The organism is Bradyrhizobium sp., assembly GCF_035309285.1.
Lineage (GTDB): Bacteria > Pseudomonadota > Alphaproteobacteria > Rhizobiales > Xanthobacteraceae > Bradyrhizobium.
Genome location: NZ_DATGFH010000167.1, coordinates 139,821 through 160,839, shown reverse-complemented (window position 1 = coordinate 160,839; position 21,019 = coordinate 139,821). Strand labels below are relative to the sequence as shown.

24 protein-coding genes and 3 pseudogenes are annotated in these 21,019 nt (G+C 58.1%); 12 read left to right on the top strand and 15 right to left on the bottom strand.

Annotation, left to right across the window (positions count from 1 at the left end; translation table 11 throughout):
- The first annotated feature begins 235 nt into the window (after window positions 1-235).
- The 3 genes from VKR55_RS30155 to VKR55_RS30145 all read left to right on the top strand — a co-directional run bounded on the left by VKR55_RS30155 (window position 236) and on the right by VKR55_RS30145 (window position 1,094).
- Entirely contained in the window at window positions 236-550 is a 315-nt protein-coding gene (locus tag VKR55_RS30155; RefSeq protein WP_324409035.1) for a CsbD family protein, read from the top strand.
- Between the two features lie 46 nt (window positions 551-596).
- The gene (locus VKR55_RS30150; protein ID WP_324409034.1) at window positions 597-779 is read left to right on the top strand and encodes a hypothetical protein; all 183 of its coding nucleotides are present in this window, start codon (window positions 597-599) and stop codon (window positions 777-779) included.
- Between the two features lie 90 nt (window positions 780-869).
- On the top strand, window positions 870-1,094 hold the full coding sequence (locus VKR55_RS30145) for a hypothetical protein (RefSeq protein ID WP_324409033.1): 225 nt from the start codon (window positions 870-872) through the stop codon (window positions 1,092-1,094).
- Window positions 1,095-1,418: 324 nt separating this feature from the next.
- Here the strand turns inward: VKR55_RS30145 and VKR55_RS30140 are convergent, their stop codons facing one another.
- Entirely contained in the window at window positions 1,419-2,261 is an 843-nt protein-coding gene (locus tag VKR55_RS30140; protein ID WP_324409032.1) for a transglutaminase-like domain-containing protein, read from the bottom strand.
- Window positions 2,262-2,414: 153 nt separating this feature from the next.
- Window positions 2,415-2,618 carry a CsbD family protein gene (locus tag VKR55_RS30135; protein ID WP_254110025.1) on the bottom strand — a complete coding sequence of 68 codons (204 nt, stop codon included), beginning with the start codon at window positions 2,616-2,618 and terminating at the stop codon, window positions 2,415-2,417.
- A 161-nt stretch (window positions 2,619-2,779) separates the two neighbouring features.
- Here VKR55_RS30135 and VKR55_RS30130 point away from each other — a divergent pair, with 161 nt between their 5' ends.
- Window positions 2,780-3,268, top strand: coding sequence for a YciE/YciF ferroxidase family protein (locus VKR55_RS30130; RefSeq protein ID WP_254110026.1), 489 nt, complete (start codon window positions 2,780-2,782; stop codon window positions 3,266-3,268).
- Between the two features lie 126 nt (window positions 3,269-3,394).
- Here VKR55_RS30130 and VKR55_RS33140 read toward each other — a convergent pair whose 3' ends face one another.
- The gene (locus tag VKR55_RS33140) at window positions 3,395-3,640 is read right to left on the bottom strand and encodes a DUF6894 family protein (RefSeq protein WP_414642495.1); all 246 of its coding nucleotides are present in this window, start codon (window positions 3,638-3,640) and stop codon (window positions 3,395-3,397) included.
- Between the two features lie 442 nt (window positions 3,641-4,082).
- Between VKR55_RS33140 and VKR55_RS30125 the strand changes: the two genes are divergently transcribed.
- Both VKR55_RS30125 and flaF read left to right on the top strand, forming a co-directional pair.
- A complete protein-coding gene (locus tag VKR55_RS30125) occupies window positions 4,083-6,047 on the top strand; it encodes a hybrid sensor histidine kinase/response regulator (RefSeq protein ID WP_324409031.1) in 1,965 nt (654 codons plus the stop codon).
- 879 nt (window positions 6,048-6,926) lie between these two features.
- A pseudogene (flaF, locus tag VKR55_RS30120) lies at window positions 6,927-7,287 on the top strand (flagellar biosynthesis regulator FlaF); the annotation flags it as partial.
- A 511-nt stretch (window positions 7,288-7,798) separates the two neighbouring features.
- Here the strand turns inward: flaF and greA are convergent.
- The 4 genes and pseudogenes from greA to hspD all read right to left on the bottom strand — a co-directional run bounded on the left by greA (window position 7,799) and on the right by hspD (window position 10,452).
- Window positions 7,799-8,297 (bottom strand): annotated as a pseudogene (greA, locus tag VKR55_RS30115) (transcription elongation factor GreA).
- Window positions 8,298-8,820: 523 nt separating this feature from the next.
- Window positions 8,821-9,339 (bottom strand): hypothetical protein, encoded by a 519-nt coding sequence (locus VKR55_RS30110; RefSeq protein WP_324409030.1) that lies wholly within the window; start codon window positions 9,337-9,339, stop codon window positions 8,821-8,823.
- An 89-nt stretch (window positions 9,340-9,428) separates the two neighbouring features.
- Window positions 9,429-9,926 (bottom strand): Hsp20/alpha crystallin family protein, encoded by a 498-nt coding sequence (locus VKR55_RS30105; RefSeq protein ID WP_324409029.1) that lies wholly within the window; start codon window positions 9,924-9,926, stop codon window positions 9,429-9,431.
- 76 nt (window positions 9,927-10,002) lie between these two features.
- On the bottom strand, window positions 10,003-10,452 hold the full coding sequence (gene hspD / locus VKR55_RS30100; RefSeq protein ID WP_324409028.1) for a small heat shock protein HspD: 450 nt from the start codon (window positions 10,450-10,452) through the stop codon (window positions 10,003-10,005).
- Between the two features lie 23 nt (window positions 10,453-10,475).
- On the opposite strand from hspD, the gene VKR55_RS30095 reads away from it, so the two are divergent.
- Complete coding sequence (locus tag VKR55_RS30095) at window positions 10,476-10,700, top strand: hypothetical protein (RefSeq protein ID WP_324409027.1); 225 nt, start codon at window positions 10,476-10,478, stop codon at window positions 10,698-10,700.
- A 155-nt stretch (window positions 10,701-10,855) separates the two neighbouring features.
- Here the strand turns inward: VKR55_RS30095 and VKR55_RS30090 are convergent, their stop codons facing one another.
- From VKR55_RS30090 to groES, 6 genes are all read right to left on the bottom strand, one after another.
- A complete protein-coding gene (locus tag VKR55_RS30090; RefSeq protein ID WP_324409026.1) occupies window positions 10,856-11,866 on the bottom strand; it encodes a PAS domain S-box protein in 1,011 nt (336 codons plus the stop codon).
- 445 nt (window positions 11,867-12,311) lie between these two features.
- A complete protein-coding gene (locus tag VKR55_RS30085; protein ID WP_324409025.1) occupies window positions 12,312-12,710 on the bottom strand; it encodes an Hsp20/alpha crystallin family protein in 399 nt (132 codons plus the stop codon).
- A gap of 10 nt (window positions 12,711-12,720) precedes the next feature.
- On the bottom strand, window positions 12,721-13,146 hold the full coding sequence (locus VKR55_RS30080; RefSeq protein WP_324409024.1) for an Hsp20/alpha crystallin family protein: 426 nt from the start codon (window positions 13,144-13,146) through the stop codon (window positions 12,721-12,723).
- Window positions 13,147-13,251: 105 nt separating this feature from the next.
- Window positions 13,252-13,584, bottom strand: a complete 333-nt coding sequence (locus VKR55_RS30075) for a hypothetical protein (RefSeq protein WP_324409023.1) — start codon at window positions 13,582-13,584, stop codon at window positions 13,252-13,254.
- 205 nt (window positions 13,585-13,789) lie between these two features.
- On the bottom strand, window positions 13,790-15,415 hold the full coding sequence (groL, locus tag VKR55_RS30070) for a chaperonin GroEL (RefSeq protein ID WP_324409022.1): 1,626 nt from the start codon (window positions 15,413-15,415) through the stop codon (window positions 13,790-13,792).
- Window positions 15,416-15,459: 44 nt separating this feature from the next.
- Window positions 15,460-15,774, bottom strand: a complete 315-nt coding sequence (gene groES, locus VKR55_RS30065) for a co-chaperone GroES (RefSeq protein WP_324409021.1) — start codon at window positions 15,772-15,774, stop codon at window positions 15,460-15,462.
- 463 nt (window positions 15,775-16,237) lie between these two features.
- Between groES and VKR55_RS30060 the strand changes: the two genes are divergently transcribed.
- The 3 genes and pseudogenes from VKR55_RS30060 (at window position 16,238) to VKR55_RS30050 (ending at window position 17,980) form a co-directional block, all read left to right on the top strand.
- On the top strand, window positions 16,238-16,438 hold the full coding sequence (locus tag VKR55_RS30060) for a hypothetical protein (RefSeq protein ID WP_324409020.1): 201 nt from the start codon (window positions 16,238-16,240) through the stop codon (window positions 16,436-16,438).
- Between the two features lie 361 nt (window positions 16,439-16,799).
- A complete protein-coding gene (locus tag VKR55_RS30055; RefSeq protein WP_324409019.1) occupies window positions 16,800-17,123 on the top strand; it encodes a hypothetical protein in 324 nt (107 codons plus the stop codon).
- Between the two features lie 144 nt (window positions 17,124-17,267).
- Window positions 17,268-17,980 (top strand): annotated as a pseudogene (locus tag VKR55_RS30050) (IS5 family transposase).
- A gap of 829 nt (window positions 17,981-18,809) precedes the next feature.
- On the opposite strand, the gene VKR55_RS30045 reads toward VKR55_RS30050, so the two are convergent.
- Complete coding sequence (locus VKR55_RS30045; RefSeq protein WP_324409018.1) at window positions 18,810-19,031, bottom strand: hypothetical protein; 222 nt, start codon at window positions 19,029-19,031, stop codon at window positions 18,810-18,812.
- Between the two features lie 39 nt (window positions 19,032-19,070).
- On the bottom strand, window positions 19,071-19,268 hold the full coding sequence (locus tag VKR55_RS30040; RefSeq protein ID WP_324409017.1) for a hypothetical protein: 198 nt from the start codon (window positions 19,266-19,268) through the stop codon (window positions 19,071-19,073).
- Between the two features lie 883 nt (window positions 19,269-20,151).
- Here VKR55_RS30040 and VKR55_RS30035 point away from each other — a divergent pair.
- Complete coding sequence (locus tag VKR55_RS30035; protein ID WP_324409051.1) at window positions 20,152-20,604, top strand: Hsp20 family protein; 453 nt, start codon at window positions 20,152-20,154, stop codon at window positions 20,602-20,604.
- Window positions 20,605-20,687: 83 nt separating this feature from the next.
- Entirely contained in the window at window positions 20,688-21,011 is a 324-nt protein-coding gene (locus tag VKR55_RS30030; protein WP_324409016.1) for a hypothetical protein, read from the top strand.
- The last annotated feature ends 8 nt before the right edge of the window (window positions 21,012-21,019 follow it).

Below are 21,019 nucleotides of genomic sequence, written 5' to 3'. Positions count from 1 at the left end.
CGTGGCTCGAGGAGATCAGCACCTGCGGGGATATCGGCCTGGCACGAGCGCGGGGTCTTGACGCATGGCTGTCATCAAGGTCCTTCGCCAACAGTTTATCCTTGGGGCGCGGCGACCAGTGTTCACGCTGATATAGGAACCAACGCCGGAAGCTCTTGGTTAGTTTGCAAGCCCGAGTGGAGCCTGGAAGCTTGACGTCATGGACGAGGATCGGATTGCGTGAACGGCCAAGAATGTGACCGGTAAACCTGAGCGTACGGTCGGCGACATGGCTGGAGATGCTGACGCCACGGGCATCCGGCAGGCGGCGGGCAAAGTGGAAGATCTATACGGCCAGGCCAAAGAAGCAGCACGTAACGCTACCGACAGCGCGGCAAGCTACGCCAAGCAGGTTTATCGCCAAAGTAGCGATGGCTCACAGGCGGTTGCGAAGCTCGTGCAAAACAATCCGCTTGGATCGCTGCTGATCGCAGGCGGTGTCGGGTTCGCACTGGCGCTATTGCTGAGACAGCCTGCACCCCGGCAGCGTCGCGGGCGGTATTACGATTGAGCAAAGGGTCTCCACTAACCCGGAGCGGCTACTGAAGGAAACGGCGATGAGTTCAACAGAATTGCCACGCCATATAGTCGACCGCTTTGAGCGTCGCTGGGCGAAAAAAATGGAACAGCAGGCGCGCGCTTGGAAAAGCGTCAGGAGCGAGTCGCGCTCGCTTACCAATCAAGGCATTCCCGTCATTCGCCGGGTGGCGCGTTCGCGGCCGCCACAAAAGTCAACTTGAGGGGCTCCGTCTGCCTTTGCAGATGCGACGGGGTAATAGCTCCCACAGCCGCTTGTTGGAACAAAGTTCAACCCCGTAGTTGTTTCTGCCATGACTGATCCGATCGAAGAAATCGTCGCGCCTGCCGCCATTGAGCGCGCCATGAGCGTTTTCGAGCAGTTCAAGGATCGCGATCATTGCGAGCTCAGTCAGGCTCGCAAGGCCCTTCGCGAGTACGTCTTCGGGCAAGTCGCCAAAGGTGAGACCGACGAGAAAAGACTGGTTGTGTCTGGTCTGACGCATTTAAAGCAGCTTGAAAAGCAGGCGGCCAAGTGAAAATTAGGTCTCATTCAGAAAGCCTCCTGGTTGAGTTAGACGTTGTTTCGAAGTGGAAGATCTTTCCCGGCGACCTCGATATCGCCCTACATTGGGGACCTGACACTGACGTCCGTGTCGAGCAGGTTGGGGAGGAGATCAGCTCGCATGTGCTCGTGTCTGCGGCTGACGACGCTGGGGTTCGCGTGATTCACGCAACGAAGGAATGGCCGGTCCGCGAGGTCAAGAAGGTCCTGAAAAAAGGGTGGCCCGGGGCACCAGGATCGACACGAAAATTTAGTTTACTACCGGCCGAGGCAACTGATCTGGCCCCTTACAAGGGCTTCACACCGCCGCCTCCAGCTTTTGATCGGCGGATGTATTCGCCACCTCCTCGGTCACAACCTGAAAGCGGACGAGTTGAGTCGGCCCGAACGCGGTTGAGATTGCAACATCGGCAGCATCCCGTCCCCTCCCAATGACGACGCGGCCGATCCGGGGATGGTTGTGTCTTGCATCAAACGTGAACCACCGGCCATCGAGAAACGCCTCGAACCAGGCGCTGAAATCCATCGGTGCCGGATCGCGTGGTACGCCGATATCACCAAGATATCCGGTGCAATAACGGGCCGGGATATTCAAGCAGCGGCAGAGTGCCACGGCCAAATGCGCGAAGTCTCGACACACACCGCGCCTTTCCTGATGCCCCTCGGACGCGGTGCGATCTGGTCGCGCGTGGTGGTAGCCGAATTCAAGTTGATTATGCACGTAGTCGCAGATCGCCTTCACGCGCTGCCAGCCGCCGACGATGGATCCGAACTGTTGCCACGCGAGTTGAGACAGCTTCTCCGTATCGCAATAGCGGCTACCTAGAAGATAAACGAGCGCTTCGTCGGGCAGACAGTCGATCGGCCACTGCTCGGCACGCGGTGAGACTTCATCGGGAAGTCCATTGTCGGAGATAACAAACTCATTGCGAATTTCGAGAAGACCTGCCGGGGCCGCAAGTCGGGTGCAAACGTTCCCAAACAGGTCGCGATAGTCACGCGAAGGAATTTCGTTGGACAGCTGGATGCGATGCTCTGTCAAAAGATCAGCTCCCCGTTCTGGCCGCACGCTCAGCATCAGCAGCATCGGCGTCTCCTGAGAGCACTGAAAGGCGATGTCGTAGCCGGCTCGGATTTTCACAAGTCACTCCATTGAAAGGGATGCGCACGATGGCCGGCTCAAGAAAAAGCCCCCGCGACGCTGCGTGGGGGCAATGGTGCCTGGTCCCATGAACGCTATTTGTTTGGGCGCATCGTCACATTTTAATGTCCCTTGGCCAGCTTCGTTCCAAACCTACCATTTTTGCCGGCCATACCAATCGTTGACCTCTTTCGTAGCCTGATCCTTGGCATAGCCGTAACGCTGTTGCAGGCGGCCTTCGAGCTGATCCTGCTTCCCATTGATGACGTCGAGGTCATCATCGGTTAGTTTGCCCCATTGCTCCTTCACCTTACCCTTGACCTGCTTCCAGTTACCTTCGACGCGATTCCAGTCCATCTTCATCACTCCTTTTTTCGGGATAACCTTTAACGAAGGCCCTAGCATTCTCGTTCCCGGATGAGGTGGAGTGTTTAGTGTCTGCAAACGGGTAGGTCTGGAACTTCGTTCACGGCTCCGTATTGCCTTGCATAGCTTTTACCCAAACGCGGAGCCAAATCATGTCTGAGAAGGACCTGAGCGACCTGTTCGTCGATACGTTGAAGGACATCTATTACGCGGAGAAGCAGATCTACAAATCGTTGCCAAAGATGGCTAAGGCCGCGGCGTCCGACCAGTTACGGGAGGCTTTTGAGAAGCATCACGACGAGACCGAAGGACAGATCGAACGCCTCGAAAAGATCTTCGAGCTTCTCGGCAAGCCGGCGCGCGGCAAGAAGTGCGATGCTATCGAGGGCATCCTCGACGAAGGCAAGGAAGTCATGGACGAGTACGCTGATACTCCGGCACTCGACGCGGGCCTTTTGGCGGCGGCTCAGGCGGTCGAGCATTACGAGATTTCGCGCTATGGCACTTTGAAAAGCTGGGCTGACAAGTTGGGTCACAAGGATGCGGTCAAGCTGCTCGATCAAACGTTGGCGGAGGAAAAGAAGACGGACGAAGCGTTGAGCAAGCTGGCGGTTTCCGCCGTGAATGCCGAAGCGGCCTGACGGGCGTTCGACGAAAAGGCTCATGGTGTCCCCGCCCCTTGCATCGAACATTCGCCGCAGGCGTTAGCGCAATCAAGAGGCGATGAGGCCTGCGTCGGCACTTGCTGTACGAGGTGCCGACCTTGGCTAGTGCCTTTGCCTCTCGACCTCGAACGTAAACCGAGCCTGGAGGACCGGCCCGCTGTCATCCCGGACTTCGATGGCCATAGGACGCCTTGTCCCGTCGCGATGAGACTGCACGGCGTCCCGCGCCATGTCCGCGAGGGAGCGGGCTGCCTCTTCCTGGACGGATACAATGGTGGGGAGTTCGAGCCCCTCCTCGTCGGTGGCGATTTCGTCTCCGTGGCGCATGTCGAAATAGTAGCGTGGCATATTCACCAAGCCTCGCTTGTTGGCGTTTCGCAGAAATTAGCAACGAGAGAGGCAGAAGGCCAGACTATCGCTTCTCTCATTTCTGGCGCGGCTTGCGCGCGAGAAACGCTTTTTGAGCTGCCTCCAATTACTCAAAATGACTATCCCTCTCAATTTTAGCTGCGTGAGGCTTTTACTAAACGCGCGGTGATCCTTTTCGAATTGAAGCTGCAGTAGCATCCCCAATCTGCTCAGTGCCAAGGGCATCGACGAACGCTTTCGGGAATTGATCTCCGACCTATTCGGTTGCATCTCTCTCGACCGAGGATAAGGACCAGCGTACTCGTATCGAGGCTACAGGCTTCGGTTCGCGTCGCTTCGTATGACGTGGTCAGCAGGCGTGAGTTCTGGAACCGGTGCGCGCTGGCGCGCGTTGGGCCGACGTTAGGAGAATTATAGCCCCTTGACAGCACAATCAAAAGCGGACGGGATTGGCGACGCACGAAGTCTCCAGCTGCTCATAGATGCTATTGTTGATTACGCGATCTTCATGATCGACCTGGACGGCGTTGTGCGGAGCTGGAATTCCGGCGCCGTACGATTGAAAGGCTATTCGGCCGACGAGATCATCGGGAAATCTTTCTCGGTTTTTTATACGCCCGAGGATCGCGCGAACGGCCTTCCGCAGCGAGCCCTGCAGATCGCTCGAGAGAGCGGCCGCTTCGCCTCAGAGGGCTGGCGCGTACGCAAGGACGGGAGTCACTTTTGGGCGCTTGTGGTCCTCGACGCCATCCGTGACGAAGACGGCGAACTGATTGGCTTTGCCAAAGTCACTCGCGACATCACCGAACGGCAACAGGCACACGAAGATCTGCTCCAAAGCGAACGACGCTACCGCCAACTGATCGAGGCGGTTGTCGATTACGCGATCTTTCAGCTCGATCCGCAAGGAAACATCACGACATGGAATCCAGGAGCTCAGCGCATCAAGGGTTACGCGCCGGACGAAATCATCGGAAAGCATTTCAGCCAATTCTACACACCGGGCGACCTTGAGCTGGGAATCCCCAAGCATGCGCTGGCGGAAGCTGCAGAAAAGGGACGGTTTGAAGCCGAAGGTTGGCGCGTTCGCAAAGACGGTACGAAATTCTGGGCCTCGGTCGTCATCGATCGCATCAAAGACGATGCCGGCAACCTCGTTGGTTTTGCCAAAGTCACGCGCGATATCACTGAGCGCCGAGTGGCTCAGGAGCAACTTAGAGAAGTGCAGGAGCAGCTCGTTGCCTCACAAAAGCTGGAGGCGGTGGGCCAACTCTCAGGCGGCATCGCCCACGATTTCAATAACCTCCTGATGATTGTGACCGGTAATCTGGAAACCGCTGAACGCCACGCTCGTCAACTCGGTGGGAACGCAAATCTCCAACGCGCCCTCGCCCATGCTAAGCGCGGTGCGCAGCGGGCGGCAGCGCTGACCAGCCGGCTCTTGGCGTTTTCGCGACGCCAGCCCCTCGATCCAAAGCCGCTCAACCTGAATAATTTTCTCAACGCCCTGCAGGAATTCCTGCAACGGACACTGGGCGAGCGGATCGAGGTTCAGACCGTCGGCAGCGCCGGCCTTTGGCTGATCGAGATCGATACAAACCATCTCGAATCGGCAATCGTCAACCTCGCGATCAATGCGCGCGATGCTATGCCGGACGGAGGAAAACTCACCGTGGAAGCCGTCAATATATCGGCGGATGAGTGGTATTGTCGCCTAAACCCGGAAATTGTGCCGGGCCAATACGTTGTGCTCAGCGTGACAGATACCGGCGCCGGAATGAGCGAAGATACCCTGAATCACGCCTTCGAGCCATTTTTCACAACCAAGGAAGCGGGCCAAGGCACGGGCCTTGGATTGAGCCAAGTCTACGGCTTCGTCAAACAATCCGGCGGCCATGTGAAAATCTACAGCGAAGTCGGCCAGGGAACGACGATCAAGATGTACTTCCCGCGCTATCAAGGCGCATCGGCGCCGCTATCCGATGAGCCCGAGGAGCCCTTCCCGGAAGGAGACAAGCTTGAGGCCATCCTCGTTGTGGAGGACGATGCCGACCTTCGTACCTACGTTGCGGACGTGCTTCGCAACCTCAACTATAAGGTCATTGCCGCATCGAGCGCGCAATCGGCCCTTACCATCCTTATGCAAGACGAGCCGTCGATCGATTTAATGCTCACAGACGTGGTGATGCCAGGAATTAATGGGCGCGAGCTCGGCAAGCGCGCAGCGCAAATCCGGCCGGGGTTGAAGGTCCTCTATATGACGGGGTACTCGAGCAATGCGGTTGTGCATCAAGGCCGGTTGGATGAAGGTGTCGACCTCGTTGAAAAGCCGGTCTCGCAAGCAAAGCTTGCCCTTCGGGTACGCCAACTGCTGGATCGCCGTTGAGATATTTGAGCAAAGTTAGTACCCCCCACCGACAGAGCCCGATGTGAAGCACGGTGCTTCTCACCTTGCCTGCACGGAGAGCCTATGCCGGTCGGTTTCTTCCAATGAAGCCGCCAAAGAAGTTATCTGGGCGGCCGCAACTCGGGCGAATGAGCCCAATCATCCAGATGAGAGGCGGTATCGGCTTGACTGGCTTTCTTGAGCAGTTCGTCTTTCTCAGGTCCGGGTCTCAGGCGGGAAGCTCTCTCGCGGGCTTCTTTGGCAAATGAGGCGAGGCGATCCTTGAAGGAGATGATTTGTTTAAACCTGCGTCGACGCTGCATCACACAACCTCATGGCTTACGGGTCCTAACCGTAGGGTTTGCATTTCCAACTGATCCTAATATGCCGACATCGGCCGGTCAGTTCCAATGTGAACAAAAATCAAATTAGCATCGAGCGGGTGGTAGCGTTCCGGCCGCGCCCTCGAAAAAATCGAATGTCACGGCGATGCAAAGCGAAAAAGTGCATAGCGGCAGTCAAGTCCGCCTGCATTCGTGTAAACAGCGGAACATTCGCATTCGCTGGATCGCGCAATACCTCACACAGGGCAGGTCCAGAAGGTGCTGAGGTCCGGAGAGACCTCCTTCGAGTACGAGCGGCAGATGCAGCCACGACCAAAGCTGGGGCAGTAGGTCTCCCTGCTGGAGATCGACCATCAGCTTCGACAGCCTTCTTGATGTTTCTCAACGAGGTCCTGCGGACCCTACTGACTGCAGCGCAACCGATCTTTTTGGAGTAGTTCGCTCCGGCGGAGCTTGATCTTGATAACCATATTTTAAAAACGAAAGCCTAAAACTCAGTTCCCTCGCGTTTTCGTTTCAAGTCGAGGTAGCTGTGATGTCCTATGGTGCCCAAGCTTACGCGCGTACTTCTCAGACAACGGCGACTCCCCGCGAGATTGAGGCGCAAGCGCTGTTAAAGCGCCGCGAGACAGTTGCGGGAAATCCAGACCAATTGGACGGGCCCTGACCAGAATTTGCATAAAGCCCTGATTTTTAATCGGAGATTGTGGTGCATCTTTTTTGCGGAGGCGGAATCAAACGAGAGTCCAAATTCGCTGGAAGTTCGTCAAGGGATTGCCAATATCGCCATTTTCGTTTTTGCACGAACCTTCGAAATGCAGACGGAGCCGGATCCAGCGAAGCTGACGCCCCTGATTGATATCAATTGTAACATCGCTGCGGGACTGGCCGGTCGGCCCTTGAGAATGCCGCGGACGTGCGATGGCCGTACCGCGCTCGGTCTCCATTCGGCGGGCGAATTGCCACCGACGATCAGTTAGGCCGCAATCAGTGCGGCTTTGCCTCTGTTTCCCGCGCCAGCTTCGTCCACTCTGCAGCAAGCTCCAGCCAGCCCTCTTTAAAAGGGCTCGCGGTCATCCGAGCCATTTGATGGCATAGCTCGGCTTGGACCCGGTAGTGCTCTGCTAGAACGGCAGAAGGAGCTACATCGGACAAGCGCAGTCTCATCGCCAGAAGTCCTTTATCCGTTATCGTGATGCTAGATTATAGGCCCCGTGGCCCGCATGTCGTGCTCCCTGGCCATCGCGGTGCGCCGTTAGGTGCCGCCGCCTGGACGGGCGCCGGTTCGGCGTATACTCGGGTCGCTGCGGGCTGGACGATCCAATCTACGCTCCGATGTTGGTTACTATCGGAACATACCCAAACTGGCCGGCTCCGGGAATCGAGCAGCGCGCGGCTAATTCCGCCTCAGACCTGCTTTCGTTCCTTGTCCGCAAACCACTCTACGTTCCGGACCTCATAGGCCTTAGTGCCGCCTGGCGCATCGACCAGCACCGTTGTTCCCTTGATCTTACCGATCAATGCCCGAGCGATCGGTGAGGTCACCGAAATCTTCCCCTCGCTCGGGTCGGCCTCGGGCTCACCAACGATCTGCCAGATCCGCTTCTGACCGGTGTCGTCATCAATCAGCGTCACTGTGGCGCCGAACTTGATCATATCGCCGGAAAGCTTCGATACGTCGACGATTTCGGCGCGCGCGAGCTTGTCTTAAGTCAGCGATTCGAGTCTCATTCAGCTCTTGCTCCGCGAGCGCAGCCTGGTATTCCGAGTTCTCAACCAAGTTGGCCTCGTCGGAGATCGCTTGCCGGATTCTCCGAACAAGGCTAGGTCTCGCGACTCGAATGCGGCGCCTCAGCTCCTCTTCCAGGGCAATATGACCCGCAGCGGTCACAGGAAGTCTTGTCATCGAACCCTTCCATAGACTAATTCGGAAGAGGCTTGAATGCGGGATCGACCAACGCCCTCCCAAACGCGCCAACCATAGCCGCCGCTTCATGGTCTCCGCGATCGTCGAGGACGCGATAGAGCATTTGTACTCTCTCTCGAAATGCAGCCAGAAGAGATGGATCTCGTTCGCACAGGACGCCTGCGATACAGAGAGCAAGCGCTTCCGTACCCATCTTGATCTGAGCCAACGAACCTACAGTCATCCCTATGTTCCTCCCGACCCGATTTTATGGCTTCTCCCAAACTGCTTCAGAGCTTCAACTCAAAAGGGAATGTAGACGCCAATAAGCCTTCAAAGACTGACTGTTGCTCACGCAGGCGTCTCTCCACGCATTCTCGCTCAGCATTGGATAACTGGGTTTGCAGCAGCTTTCGGCAGCGCCAGATTTCATTCCGCAAGGATCTGATCTCACTCAAGCTGTCATCTATCGTAGTCATCGGCCGCCCCGACTTGGTGTCAAAGCGAGCTTCTTGAACACCGATCAACCGTGCAATTCTTCAGCAAGCCGTCGCTCTATGAAGCTGCGTTCAACATCAGTCAGCTGTGTCGTCAAGAGCTTGCGATATCGCCGCACGTTTGCCTCGCGGGTCCACCGCGAATGATCCTCTGCGCGCGACGCCTGCATCGACCGGTACCGCCTCGTCCCGGCGTGCCTGCTGGTGATGCGCTGCGGCGTTTGAAAAGCAGTGCATTCAAGCTTGCTGAAACGAGGAAGCCGCATGGCCATTCCCCCGCGGGGCGGTGGATCGCTGTCGCCGTCCAATTGCTTAAGCGCCGTCAGAATGTCATCCAGACGGAGCCTGTGCCGGATCCCCGGCACTTCACGCAAGGCCGGCTGGCATTCGACCACGTACATATCCGACGCCCAGGATGAGAGGATCAATCGCTTCTCATCTGTCGAAAGCGCGGCATCGTTCAAGACATCGTCGGGTGAATCGTAGTGGGATACAGGGTGGAAAGAGGGTCCAACATTGTTGGCGGTGCGATCTGCCTGGCTCATATCGTGTCTCCTTTTGCTCCTTTCTCGAGAGACGGGTTAATGCGAGACTGGGTTGAAGGCGGAGGCGGCGAAACCGCCACCGCCCAACTTCAGTTTGTGTTGACCGCAATATGCTTGACGTTCGAGGTCGACCGCTCGGACTTCGGAATCGTCACAGTCAGGACGCCGTTCTTGAAATCCGCCTTGGCCTTGTCTTCCTCAACTCCATCCAGTGGAATCTGACGTGCGAACGCGCCGTAGTAGCGCTCAGTGACGAATTTCGATTCGTCACTCCGCTCGGCCTTCTTCTCGCCGCGGATTGAAAGAACGCCGTTGGCGATTTCAACCTGAACGTCCTTTTCGCCGAGACCCGGAAGTTCAGCGGAAACAGTCACAACCTTGTCGGTTTCGCTGAGTTCGAGCCGAGGCCAGCCGAATTGGCCTTCCATCACCGGACTGCCCACCCTGCTGAGCGGACCGAACCCGCGAAAGACATCGTCGAACAGACGGTTCATCTCGCGATGAAGCGTGAAAAACGGATCGAAAGCGTCGTGCCCTGTTGAGAGCTGTTGACCTTTCGTCCATGGAACAAGATCACGAAAACCCATGATATCCTCCTTGACTTGAAGGTGGTCGACACGCGGACAATTGCTGCCCGCGCGACGAGATCAGGCGAAAGGCGGGCTAAGCTGCCTTCTGCGTGATTTGCCCGGCTGGGGCGCCACCGCCGATGGCGATGCGCCGGGGCTTCATGGCCTCGGGGATCTCGCGCACGAGCTCGATCCGGAGCAGGCCGTTGTCAAACGCCGCTGTCTTCACCTGGACGTAGTCAGCCAGATTGAACTGCCGTTTGAATGGCCGGGCCGAAATGCCCTGGTAGAGATATTCGCGCTGGTCCTTATCCCCCTTGCGGCCTTCCACGGTGAGCACGTTCTGCTCGGCCGTCACAGCGATCTCATCGGGGCCGAATCCGGCCAGCGCCAGCGAGATCTGGTAACGATCTTCACCGAGCCGCTCGATGTTGTAAGGCGGGTAGTTGTCCTCGGTCCTGTGCTGGGTTTCGTCGAGGAGATCGAAAAGGCGGTCGAAGCCGATGGTCGAACGCCACAGGGGAGCGAAATCATAGGTCCTCATAGCCAAGTCCTCCTGAGAGCAAGATGGATACGAAGGAGCGCAAGACACCACCGTCCGGCGCCCTGTTTAGTCCGCCGGACCCAAAGCTGGCGCCCGGCACCGCTGCAAGCGGCAAAAAACGACTTAGAAGAAGGGATATCAATTTCAAGGGCGCGTCGAGAATTTTTTGCAACGATTTTCCATCGATTAATTTTGCGTTGCAGCTTATGCAGCGAGACCTCGGGCCAGGCTTCGGCCTCGCTCCGTGAGCGCGTCAGCCGGCGGCGTTTCTTCGGTCGAGGGGCTGGGATCGTCGCGCAGTTTTTTTGCAATGCAGAATGACCCGCCGCTCGTTCGCGATCAGGAAACTGTGTGGAGCAGCGAAATATGTCGCGAGAGCAGCGAAGCCAATCTCGATTGGATTTTACGTCGGAACGGCGATTTCGCAAATCAGCCCTTCCGCACGCCAGTCGAAGAGCACCTTGCCGCCAAGTGGCCTGATGGTTCCTTCGATGAGGCGACTACCGAAGCCCTTGCGTTCGGGCGCATTTACTTTCGGACCGCCCAATTCGGTCCAGCGGAATATTACCTGTCCATCCTCGGTGCGCGACCACGTCAATGCAATCCGGCCTTTCGCGTTCGATAGCGCTCCATACTTGGCAGCGTTGGTTGCCAATTCATGCAGAACCACAGCAATCGCCTGCGCAGCGGTGGGTTCTAATACGGTTTGCAGACCCTCCATCACAATCCGCTTGTCGTGGCTCTCCTGGAGATAAGGAGCAAGCTCCTGCTTGGCGATCGCCGAGACTTCCGCTCCTGTCCACCGCGCTTCAACGAACAGCGAGTGAACATTTGCCATCGCTTGGATGCGCCCGCTGATCACTTCCTTGAGGCGCTCGCAGGTGTCGGACTGAGAAAGATTGATGATTGCCTGTACGTTCGCGAGGATGTTCTTGCTTCGGTGCTCCGCCTCGCGCGCCAGAACGCTAATCTGCTCCTGAGCTCGCTCGTGCTCGGTAATATCCCTCGCAATCTTTGATGCGCCAATGATGTTGCCGTGGGCATCTTTGACGGGAGAAATGGTCAGCGAAACGACGATTGAGCTACCATCTTTACGTCGCCGAACGGTCTCAAAATGGTCGATGCGCTCACCTCGTCGGATGCGGGTTAAAATCTCGCGTTCTTCGCTTTGTCGGTCCTCCGGGATCACAAGTGTAATGGGCTGGCCGATCGCCTCGGCGGCCGAATAGCCGAAGATGCGCTCAGCCGCCCTGTTCCAGCTTGTAATAATGCCGTCCAGATTTTTGCTAACGATCACATCGTCGCTATTCTCAACTGTAGAGGCCAGCAGATTGGCCAAGCGCTCGGCACGTTCCAGGGCCGGCTCGCTGACGAGCGGTTCGCGTTGAAGCCCCGACTGTTCTTTAGGCGCCAATGGGGACCCCCAAAACCCGGATGTGCACTGCAGTAGGTGCGCCAATCATAGCACTGAACGCAAAGGCAAGAAGTCTCCATTGGCACGGTTTCAGCGGAAATTGTCGGTGCCTTCGTCCAACTCGCATCCATCCGGCTATGGCTGGCTGCGCTTTTCGAGTTCGCGCCCTTAGGTCGTCCGGCCGGGCCGACCACCTAGATGGGGACGATGATCCGTTACCGTTTTCAATGGCCAACATGAGCAAGAAAGCTTTCCAGCGCAACGCGGACTGCACTTTGGCGTCATCTAACCCGCTCGGCCAACGGCGCAAGTGAACGCCGGTCTCGTCCGCGTTCTATCCCAGGGTTCTCTGCTGCAGCCCAGGCGTGGCGCCAGTCTCAGCGCCAACGCCGAAGATCATCGAGTCGAAATTCCGAAGCCGGCAGCCTCGCGGTGGCAGGCCGCGCTAACTCACCTGAATCTTGCGCGGCTTGGCTTGCTCCGCTTTGGGCAGCACGATCGTAACCACGCCATCTTTCATTTGGGCGCTGATCTTGCTCTGGTCGACCTTGTTGGAAATCTGAAAGCTGCGCGCGTAGTGGCCTACGTTGTATTCGGTGTAGACGGGCTGCATTCCCTCATACTTCGAGAAATCAATCCGACCTTCAATGGTGACGATGTCATCCTCGACGCTCGCCTCGATGCTATTACGGTCGACGCCCGGCATCTCCAGCACGACCGTCAGCGCCTCGGGAGTCTCGAATATGTCCGTCACTGGCACGAATGCGCGTCCCGGCGTCGTGCCTTCGGTTTTCTTCTCGACCTCGCGTTTCTGCTGGACCTGTAGTTCCTGGGACTCTGCCACAGTAGCCTCCTTAGCTTACCTTGATGGAACGCGGCTTATCGGCCTCTGCCCTTGGTATGAACAGCGCGAGGATGCCATCGCGATATTCTGCTTTGATTTGATCAGGTTCGATCCGAATCGGGACCGATAACGTCCGGTCAAACACGCCACTGATACGCTCGCGGCGATGGACGCTTGCCTGCTCGCCATAGGCGATCGTCTTTTTGCCCCGGATGCGAATGGTATTGTCCTTTGCTTCGATCTCCAGATCGTTTTTGTCGACACCAGGCAGTTCGACGACCGCAACCAGGTCGTCGTCCTTCTGGAATATATTGATTGGCGGGAAACTGCCGATCGCAGCGGTTCCACGTCCCATCCAGTCGCTTGCGACGCGTGCATCAAGTGCGCGCTGCAGAGCCAGCAGCGCTTCAAATGGGTCACTAAAGCCAGCGAACATCTAATCCCTCCATTGACGGCCCAAAAAGGCAAGCACAAGACAGCGACCACCATCAGCGCAATGCGGACCGCGAGTCGCTGCCCGCATTGCTGTTGGGAGCAGCCATCAACTCAAAGTCGGCGAGGTCATATCCCGAGGCGATTTCAGAACACCCCAGGGTGTGATGCTCGGCGACATGAGCGTATCGATCCTCAGTGTCGGCGCCGATGTCTTCCAGTTCATCCAGGGCATTGAATCGAGATACGGGATTGGTGGCAAACGCAGCATATCGGCCGCTCTCGCCACTGCTTCCTCCGGCGAACTTTCCGTCCCCCAAGCGGCTATCGACGGGAGCGTCAAGGCCGATGCAAGCAGCGCTGTCATCAGGCATTGAATGATGCGGCAGTTGGCGCGATCTTTCTCCGCACGAGCGGAGCCAATGGTTTGATCTTTGATCATCTCATCCTCCTATCGTTCGAAAACTTACCCAAGCGATGGTTGCGAGGCTCGAGGCCAGCATGAGCCAATTCAGAGCGGCCCCGCTTTTGCGCAACAGAGCTTCGATCTGCGTGCTCATCGTGATCCCCGTTCTCCTTGTGTGTTAGTCACCTTGTGTAGAGCTTGCGGAGGCGCCCGGCCGTCGCCCGGCCGGGCGCAAGTCTTGTCAGAAGTCCATCGGCGGCGCGGCTGGCGTGTGAGCCTCCGCCTTCTTGGGCTTGTCGGCCACCAGCGCTTCCGTCGTGATCAATAGCGAGGCAATCGAGGCTGCGTCCTGCAACGCCGTCCGGACAACCTTTGCGGGGTCAATCACGCCGGCCTTCACCAGATCCTGGTATTCGCCGGTCGCAGCATTGAAGCCCCAGTTGTAGCTGGCGTTCTCAAGCAGCTTGCCGACCACCAGCGAGCCGTCCTCGCCGGCATTCTGAACGATCTGCCGCGCCGGCACCTGGATCGCCCGGCGCACGATGTCGACGCCTGCCTTCTGGTCGGCGTTCGCCGTCTTGACGCCATCGAGCGCCTTGAGCGCGCGGAGCAGCGCGACACCGCCGCCGGGAAGGATGCCCTCCTCGACCGCCGCGCGAGTTGCGTGGAGCGCGTCGTCGACGCGATCCTTCTTCTCCTTGACCTCCACTTCCGTGGCACCGCCCACGCGGATCACCGCAACACCCCCGGCAAGCTTCGCGAGCCGCTCTTGCAGCTTCTCGCGATCGTAATCCGAGGTTGTTTCTTCGATTTGCGCTTTGATCTGGGCGACGCGCGCGTCGATGTCCTTCTTGGCGCCAGCCCCGTTGACAATAGTGGTATTCTCCTTGTCGACTGCCACCTTCTTGGCGCGACCGAGCATGTTGAGCGTGACGTTCTCGAGCTTGATGCCAAGATCCTCGGAGATCGCGGTGCCGCCGGTGAGGATCGCGATGTCCTCCAGCATCGCCTTACGACGATCACCGAAGCCCGGCGCCTTCACGGCAGCAATCTTGAGACCGCCACGCAGCTTGTTGACGACAAGCGTTGCGAGCGCCTCGCCCTCCACATCCTCGGCAACGATCAGAAGCGGCCTGCCGGTTTGCACCACCGCCTCCAGCAGCGGAAGCATGGTCTGCAGCCCGGAGAGCTTCTTCTCGTGGATCAGAATGTAGGGGTCATCGAGCTCGACCCGCATCTTTTCGGCATTCGTAACGAAATACGGCGAGACGTAGCCGCGGTCGAACTGCATGCCTTCGACTACCTCGAGCTCGGTATTGAGGCTCTTGGCCTCCTCGACCGTGATGACGCCCTCGTTGCCAACCTTTTGCATGGCATCGGCGAGGAAACGGCCGATCTCCGTGTCGCCGTTGGCCGAGATCGTCCCGATCTGCGCGATCTCGTCATTGGACGTGACCTTCTTGGCATGCGCCTTCAAGTCGCTGACAATTGCTTCCACCGCGAGATCGATGCCGCGCTTGAGGTCCATCGGATTCATGCCGGCCGCGACCGATTTCGTGCCTTCCTTGACGATGGCCTGCGCCAGCACGGTCGCAGTGGTGGTGCCGTCGCCAGCGAGATCGTTGGTCTTGGACGCCACCTCGCGCACCATCTGGGCGCCCATGTTCTCGAACTTGTCTTCCAGCTCGATTTCCTTGGCGACGGTGACGCCGTCCTTGGTGATGCGCGGCGCTCCGAACGACTTTTCGATCACTACGTTGCGCCCCTTGGGACCGAGCGTGACCTTCACCGCGTTCGCCAGTGTGTCCACTCCCCGCAGCATCCGCTCGCGGGCCTCGGTCGAAAACTTCACGTCCTTGGCAGCCATGTTCAAATCTCCTTTCTCTTATGACTGTCAGTTTTTCAGCAGCGTCAGGCGGCCTTCTTCAACTTGCCGCTGTGTTCGACGATGCCCAGGAGATCGCTCTCCTTCATGATCAGCAGATCCTGGCCATCGATCTTCACCTCGGTCCCCGACCATTTGCCGAACAAGACCCGGTCGCCGATCTTCACATCGAGCGGGACCAATTGGCCTTGCTCATTCCGCGCGCCGGGACCCGCAGCGATGATCTCGCCTTCCTGCGGCTTCTCCTTTGCGGTGTCAGGAATGATGATGCCCCCGGCGGTCTTTTCCTCGGCATCAATGCGGCTCACGAGCACACGGTCGTGCAGCGGACGGAAATGCATGCACATCCTCCTTAACGGTCTAGCGATGTCATTTAACCGGAGCCGTTAACCAGCCCCCGGCGGAAAAACCACCTAGGAGCAGAAAAAATCCGATTCAAGGGGAACGACGAAATTTTTTGGCGCTCCCACTAAGCGACTGTCAACGTGCGGCTTGCAGCGGCGACCCAGGGGATGCACGAAAACACTGCATAAGATTGGTTTGGTTGACGGTCCGACCGGTGCGGGGCTATCTCTGCTGTCGGCATGGTCCCGGATCAGGCTAGCCGCGGGGGTGCTGTTGCTGGCAGCGCATCGCGCATTGCCGCTGCATGCGACGATGACTTGGCCGGCATCAAGGCGTACGCGTCGTTGGTGGTGATCGAATTTGGTGCCTGGTAACTTGGAAACAGATCGCCGCGTGACTACGTACTAAAACCGAAAGTGCGAACCCTACGGTTAGGACCCGTAAGCACGAGGTTGTGTCATGAAGATTCGCCGCCGTTTTAGACAAACCATTACCCTCGAAGAACGGCTCGCCGACGAAGCCAAACGCCTTAGAGACGAAGCAAAAAAGCTTCCTCCAGGGCCGGAGCAGGCAGAGCTTCTACGAAAGGCTCGCGAAAACGAAATGGTAGCCGAAGTAGCTGGCTGGATCACGTCTCCCGGACTCCAGCCGCCGAAGTGAGGCGACCTCAGTTGACTGATCATCCGCATCGGACCGGCCTTACGTGCGAGGCCGGCTAGGCCGCGTGTACTCATTAGTCAGAGCGCCTGCGTCAGGCGCGCGTCTGAAGCCCACTTGTCAGACGCTAGCGGCGCAGCCGGACGTTTATTGTCTCTCGGAGGGTGGGTCGGACTGGCTCTCGGAAGGGAGATCCGCTTTGTGCCGGCCCAACAGGATGGATGGATCAGACTCCGCTAAAACCTTCTTCGCGAACCTGATAACCTCCCGAGCGCGCTCGATCTCATCGCGATCATAGTCGCGAGGTCGAAAAATCTGGACTTTAGGCGCTGGGCGAGATTTTTCGGGCATGGAATGTCAAGCCGTGACCGAACTTGAAACGCAAAAAGACCTATTTGAGTTTCCTTATTTCGCGGAGAAAGGCAAGACGAACTTCCTGGCGGTGCAGACTCCGCTCGCATTCCGTCATCATCTGTTGGCGCTGTTGGGCAAGGTCACGACTGCGGGCGATGGCCCGGTTGGCAGCATCCAACAATTCCTGAGTTTCCAGGCTAAACGCCTCAACCATCGCGCGCTCCTTCTGCGTTTGCAGGCGGGAGCGCAATCGGTCTCTCAGCCACCGACGCCTACGGACAGAGCCGAAGCCGGTGATGCCGAGACAATATACCCTTTGCCACAAAGTTCCTAACTCGGATTTGGCCGTTCGGTTCCAGCCATCATTTGGCGCCCGCCATGTTGAGCCCGTCCACCGAGCCGTGATTCAAGCTCCTGATCGGGGGAGCGAAGCAAGCGCTACGAACTCACTGACGATGAGTGGGCTGCTATCAAGACAATGCTACTGAACAAACCGCGCGGCAGGCCACGGGTGAATGACTGACGAGTTCTCAACGGAATCTTCTGGGTCTTGCGATCGGGAGCGCCATGGCGCGACCTGCCGGAGGCGTTCGGCCCATACACCACCTGCTACAACCGATTCGTCCGCCGGCGGCGGGCTGGTGTCTGGAGCCGCATCATAGACGCACTCGCCGCTGCCCATGATGCCGCTGTCCAGATGATCGACACTTCCATTGTGCGCGTGCATCAGCATGGAGCCTGCATCACAAGGAACCAGCGCCAATCGATGGGAAGGTCACCCGGTGGTTTGACGAGCAAAATTCATGCGGTGGTCGACAGAATGGCATCGGTACGGCTGGCGTTGAGCCCCGGCGAGGGACACGACGTTCGACTTGCCGGAAAATTGCTATCTCGATTGAAATCCGGGTCAATGCTGCTTGCCGACCGTGGCTATGACGCCGACTGGATCAGAGAGCTTGCCATGAAGAAGGGCGCGTGGGCCAACATCCCGCCCAAAGGCATCGCAGTGATCCGATCTGCTTCAGCCCTTATCTCTATCGCGCTCGCAACCAGGTCGAGCGGTTCTTCAACAGGATCAAACAATGTCGTCGGGTGGCGACGCGCTATGACAGGCTTGCTGCCAACTACCTTGCCTTCGTTCAACTCGCGTCAATCAGGCTATGGTTGCGCCTTAATGAGTCCGCGTCCTAGCCTACGCTTCGCCTTGCGCAAAAAAAGGCAGAGATAGTCAGCGAAGTCCTGAAATGAGCTCTGATCCGGCACAACTTCGTTCAGCCAGATCGGCGCCTCGGGTATCTCTAATCGAATGATTTTCTTGTCGTTCGATGAGGAGCAGAGAGATAGAGAAGGAAGCCGGTCGCGGAAGGGCGCTTCCTCAACCTCAATGCGCTCCGAAATCCTTATGAATTCCTAGCGTACCGGCTCAAGCTGGCAAGCAAGCCTTTGCTTCGGCGAGACAGGCATCCAATTGCGCCTTTATCTCACGCACCTGCGCCTCCAACGCAGCGAACGAGGCTTCGCGGGTCGTGAGCACCGTCCTACCATCCATCCTGGTCAAGAGAGCCGGCAGGCATTCCAACATACGCCCTTGGCGGCACCTTCCCTTGACCACATTCAATGACAATCTCTGTGCGAACTGCCATGGTCACACCTCGCCGGGGGCGCAGCAATCGGACCTTATCTCCCGCCCCCTCATGCCGCTGACGAGCCCATCTTGCTGAAGTTGTCTAAACGGCGCCCCGGATCTGCTCCGCGGCCATTCGTCCTTAACGATAAGCGATCTAGAGCAGCGTGGCCAATCTTCAAGAGCAGCTACTCGGCCGAACTTCCGGAATAGCTTCGTCGGGCTTCATTGCGTTGTGTTGACAGGTAAGCGTGTGATTAGCGGCCCTCCTCGGCACTCGCAGGTCCTGAACTGTTGGCCAAGTTTGAAATCCCTGCTTCGGGCAGGGCTCGCGGCAGGTCACCCGGCATCGCAAAGAGCCGAGGAGAACTCAGGATTCGTAACACCCAAACCCACCTACTCTCTTTCAATGGTAACCTGCGACTCGGTTGCAAGGTCGGCAAGAGATTCCGCAAGAGAGTGGCGCAGCGCTTCATCTGAAGCATCGGTCGCTTTCCAGACGGCGATGTGCGGCACCTCGCTCCGACCACTCAAGACAAGGCTATACTTGCGTATAAGCCCGCTTGCCTTCACGCAATCGAGGGCCTCCGTCAACGCATCATGAACCTTCGTAGTCATCACAACCTCATCGTGAGATACCCGACAATGTTGCCCCCATCATTCAAGTCCAGTCCGTAACATGGTTCGCGCCACCTCGAGCTCGCTAATCGCCTGGCGCAGCGCTGCTCGTGCCGCACCCTTGTCGCCGTTCGTGCAAGCTGCGCACAAGTCTTCGAGATGGCGGGCCGCCACCTTAGCGTGCGCGACGAGGTCTGCGGCACCCGCAAAGGTGGGGCGGCGCTTTTTGTCAATCATCAAACCCTCTCCCACCTTTCCTTGCTCGAGTGCGACGGCATTTCACGAACACGCGGGCCTCACGCTCCTCATGCGAGACCAATCCATCTCTTTGGCTCTGCAAAAACGCCCTGGTCGTGCATAAGTCCCGCACCAAGGTATGCATGTCTCTGGGAAAAGAGCGTGGCGACCGCGGAGGGCTATGCTGCGCGCCGTAGCGGAGGCGATCGCCCTTCGACAAACTTCCGCAAAGCTTCCTCTTCTTCCTCCATACAACGGTGAAAACGTTCACGCTCGGCGTGGGAAGGAGCGAAATCGCGCATTCGCCGATAGTGATCGATGATTTTCTCGTGTCCCCGGATAATGAAAGCTTCAAGCCCAGACATGACGCGCCTCTACGCTGCTGCGTCCGCCGGTTGCCCAAGCGCCGGCAGACTGAAGGGAAATGTTTTGACGAGAGCTTCGGCTTCGGCCTGTTCTTCCTCCAGCCGCTTTGCGATGAAGGCCCGCTCCAGGTCCGAGGGTTGCGTCGCGACCAACCGCTCGTAGCGGCGAATGTTTGCGGTACGCCCGCAGGCGGGCAAGGTTCTCCTCGATCATCGTCGTCTCCTGACGGTCGTCATACTTTCCTTGTGCAAGAGGAAAAGCCCCCTGGCGCCGAAAAAATTAGGCGCGGGCGGCCCGCTGTCAAGACACCGCGTGGGCACTCAACGGTGGGTTAACCACGCCGTTGCCGGAAGCAAAAAAATTTTCCCCACCCTCTTGAACTTTTTCGAAGCTTGAAGATTCTTTTGGGCACGCAGAGATGCGGCCGGGGCGCCACATGGGCCCCGGACTGAGAGGCGGGCACCGGCAGGTGTCCGGTGCCGGCTCGTACCCAATTTGCTCTCAGGAGGATTTGGCTATGAGGTATGATTGGACTCCCCTCTGGAGGTCGACCATCGGCTTCGACCGCCTTTTTGACGTTCTCGACGAGGTCCAGCGGACTGCCGAAGAGAGCTATCCCCCCTACAACATCGAGCGTCTCGACGAAAACCGCTTCCGAATTTCGGTGGCTCTGGCCGGATTCACGCAGGACGAGATCGCGCTCACCGTCGAGCAAAATGTGCTGACGCTCGAAGGCCGCAAGCGTGAGAAGGAAGAGGGGACCTTCCTGCATCGCGGCATTTCCGCGCGTTCCTTCCGGCGCCAATTCACGCTGGCCGATCATGTCGAGGTCAAGGGCGCTCGCTTCGAGCACGGCCTCCTCATCATCTACCTTCTGCGCGAAATTCCGGAAGCGATGAAGCCGCGCCGCATCCCGATTGGCGAAGTCAGCACCGGCAATGTCAGGCGGATCGAGGCGAAGGCCGCCTGATCGATCTTTCCAATCGGCGCCAGCCCAGCCGCGCGGATCACCGCGCGGCTACCTCAAACTCGTTCTTGGAATTGGAGGCAACCATGCGGCCGACGACCGCTCGTCATGACAACGTACTCGAATTTGAAGCGTTTCTTCATCCCGGCAAAGTCTATGCGCATCCGCGCGACGTGGTCGGTGACCCAACCTTAAGCCTCGGTGAGAAGCGCGCCATCCTCGCCTCGTGGGCGTCCGATGCCTCGGCGATCGCGTCCTGTCCCACCCTTCGCGCGCCGGAGGGCGTTAAGGCGCCTATCCGCGTCGACGAAATTCTCGAGGCCTTGTGCGCCCTTGACGGTGCTCCGCGCAATCCGCCAGGCGGCAGGCCCATGCGCCTGCGCTCGACCGAGCGGCGGGCGGCAGCCTAGGAGGAAGC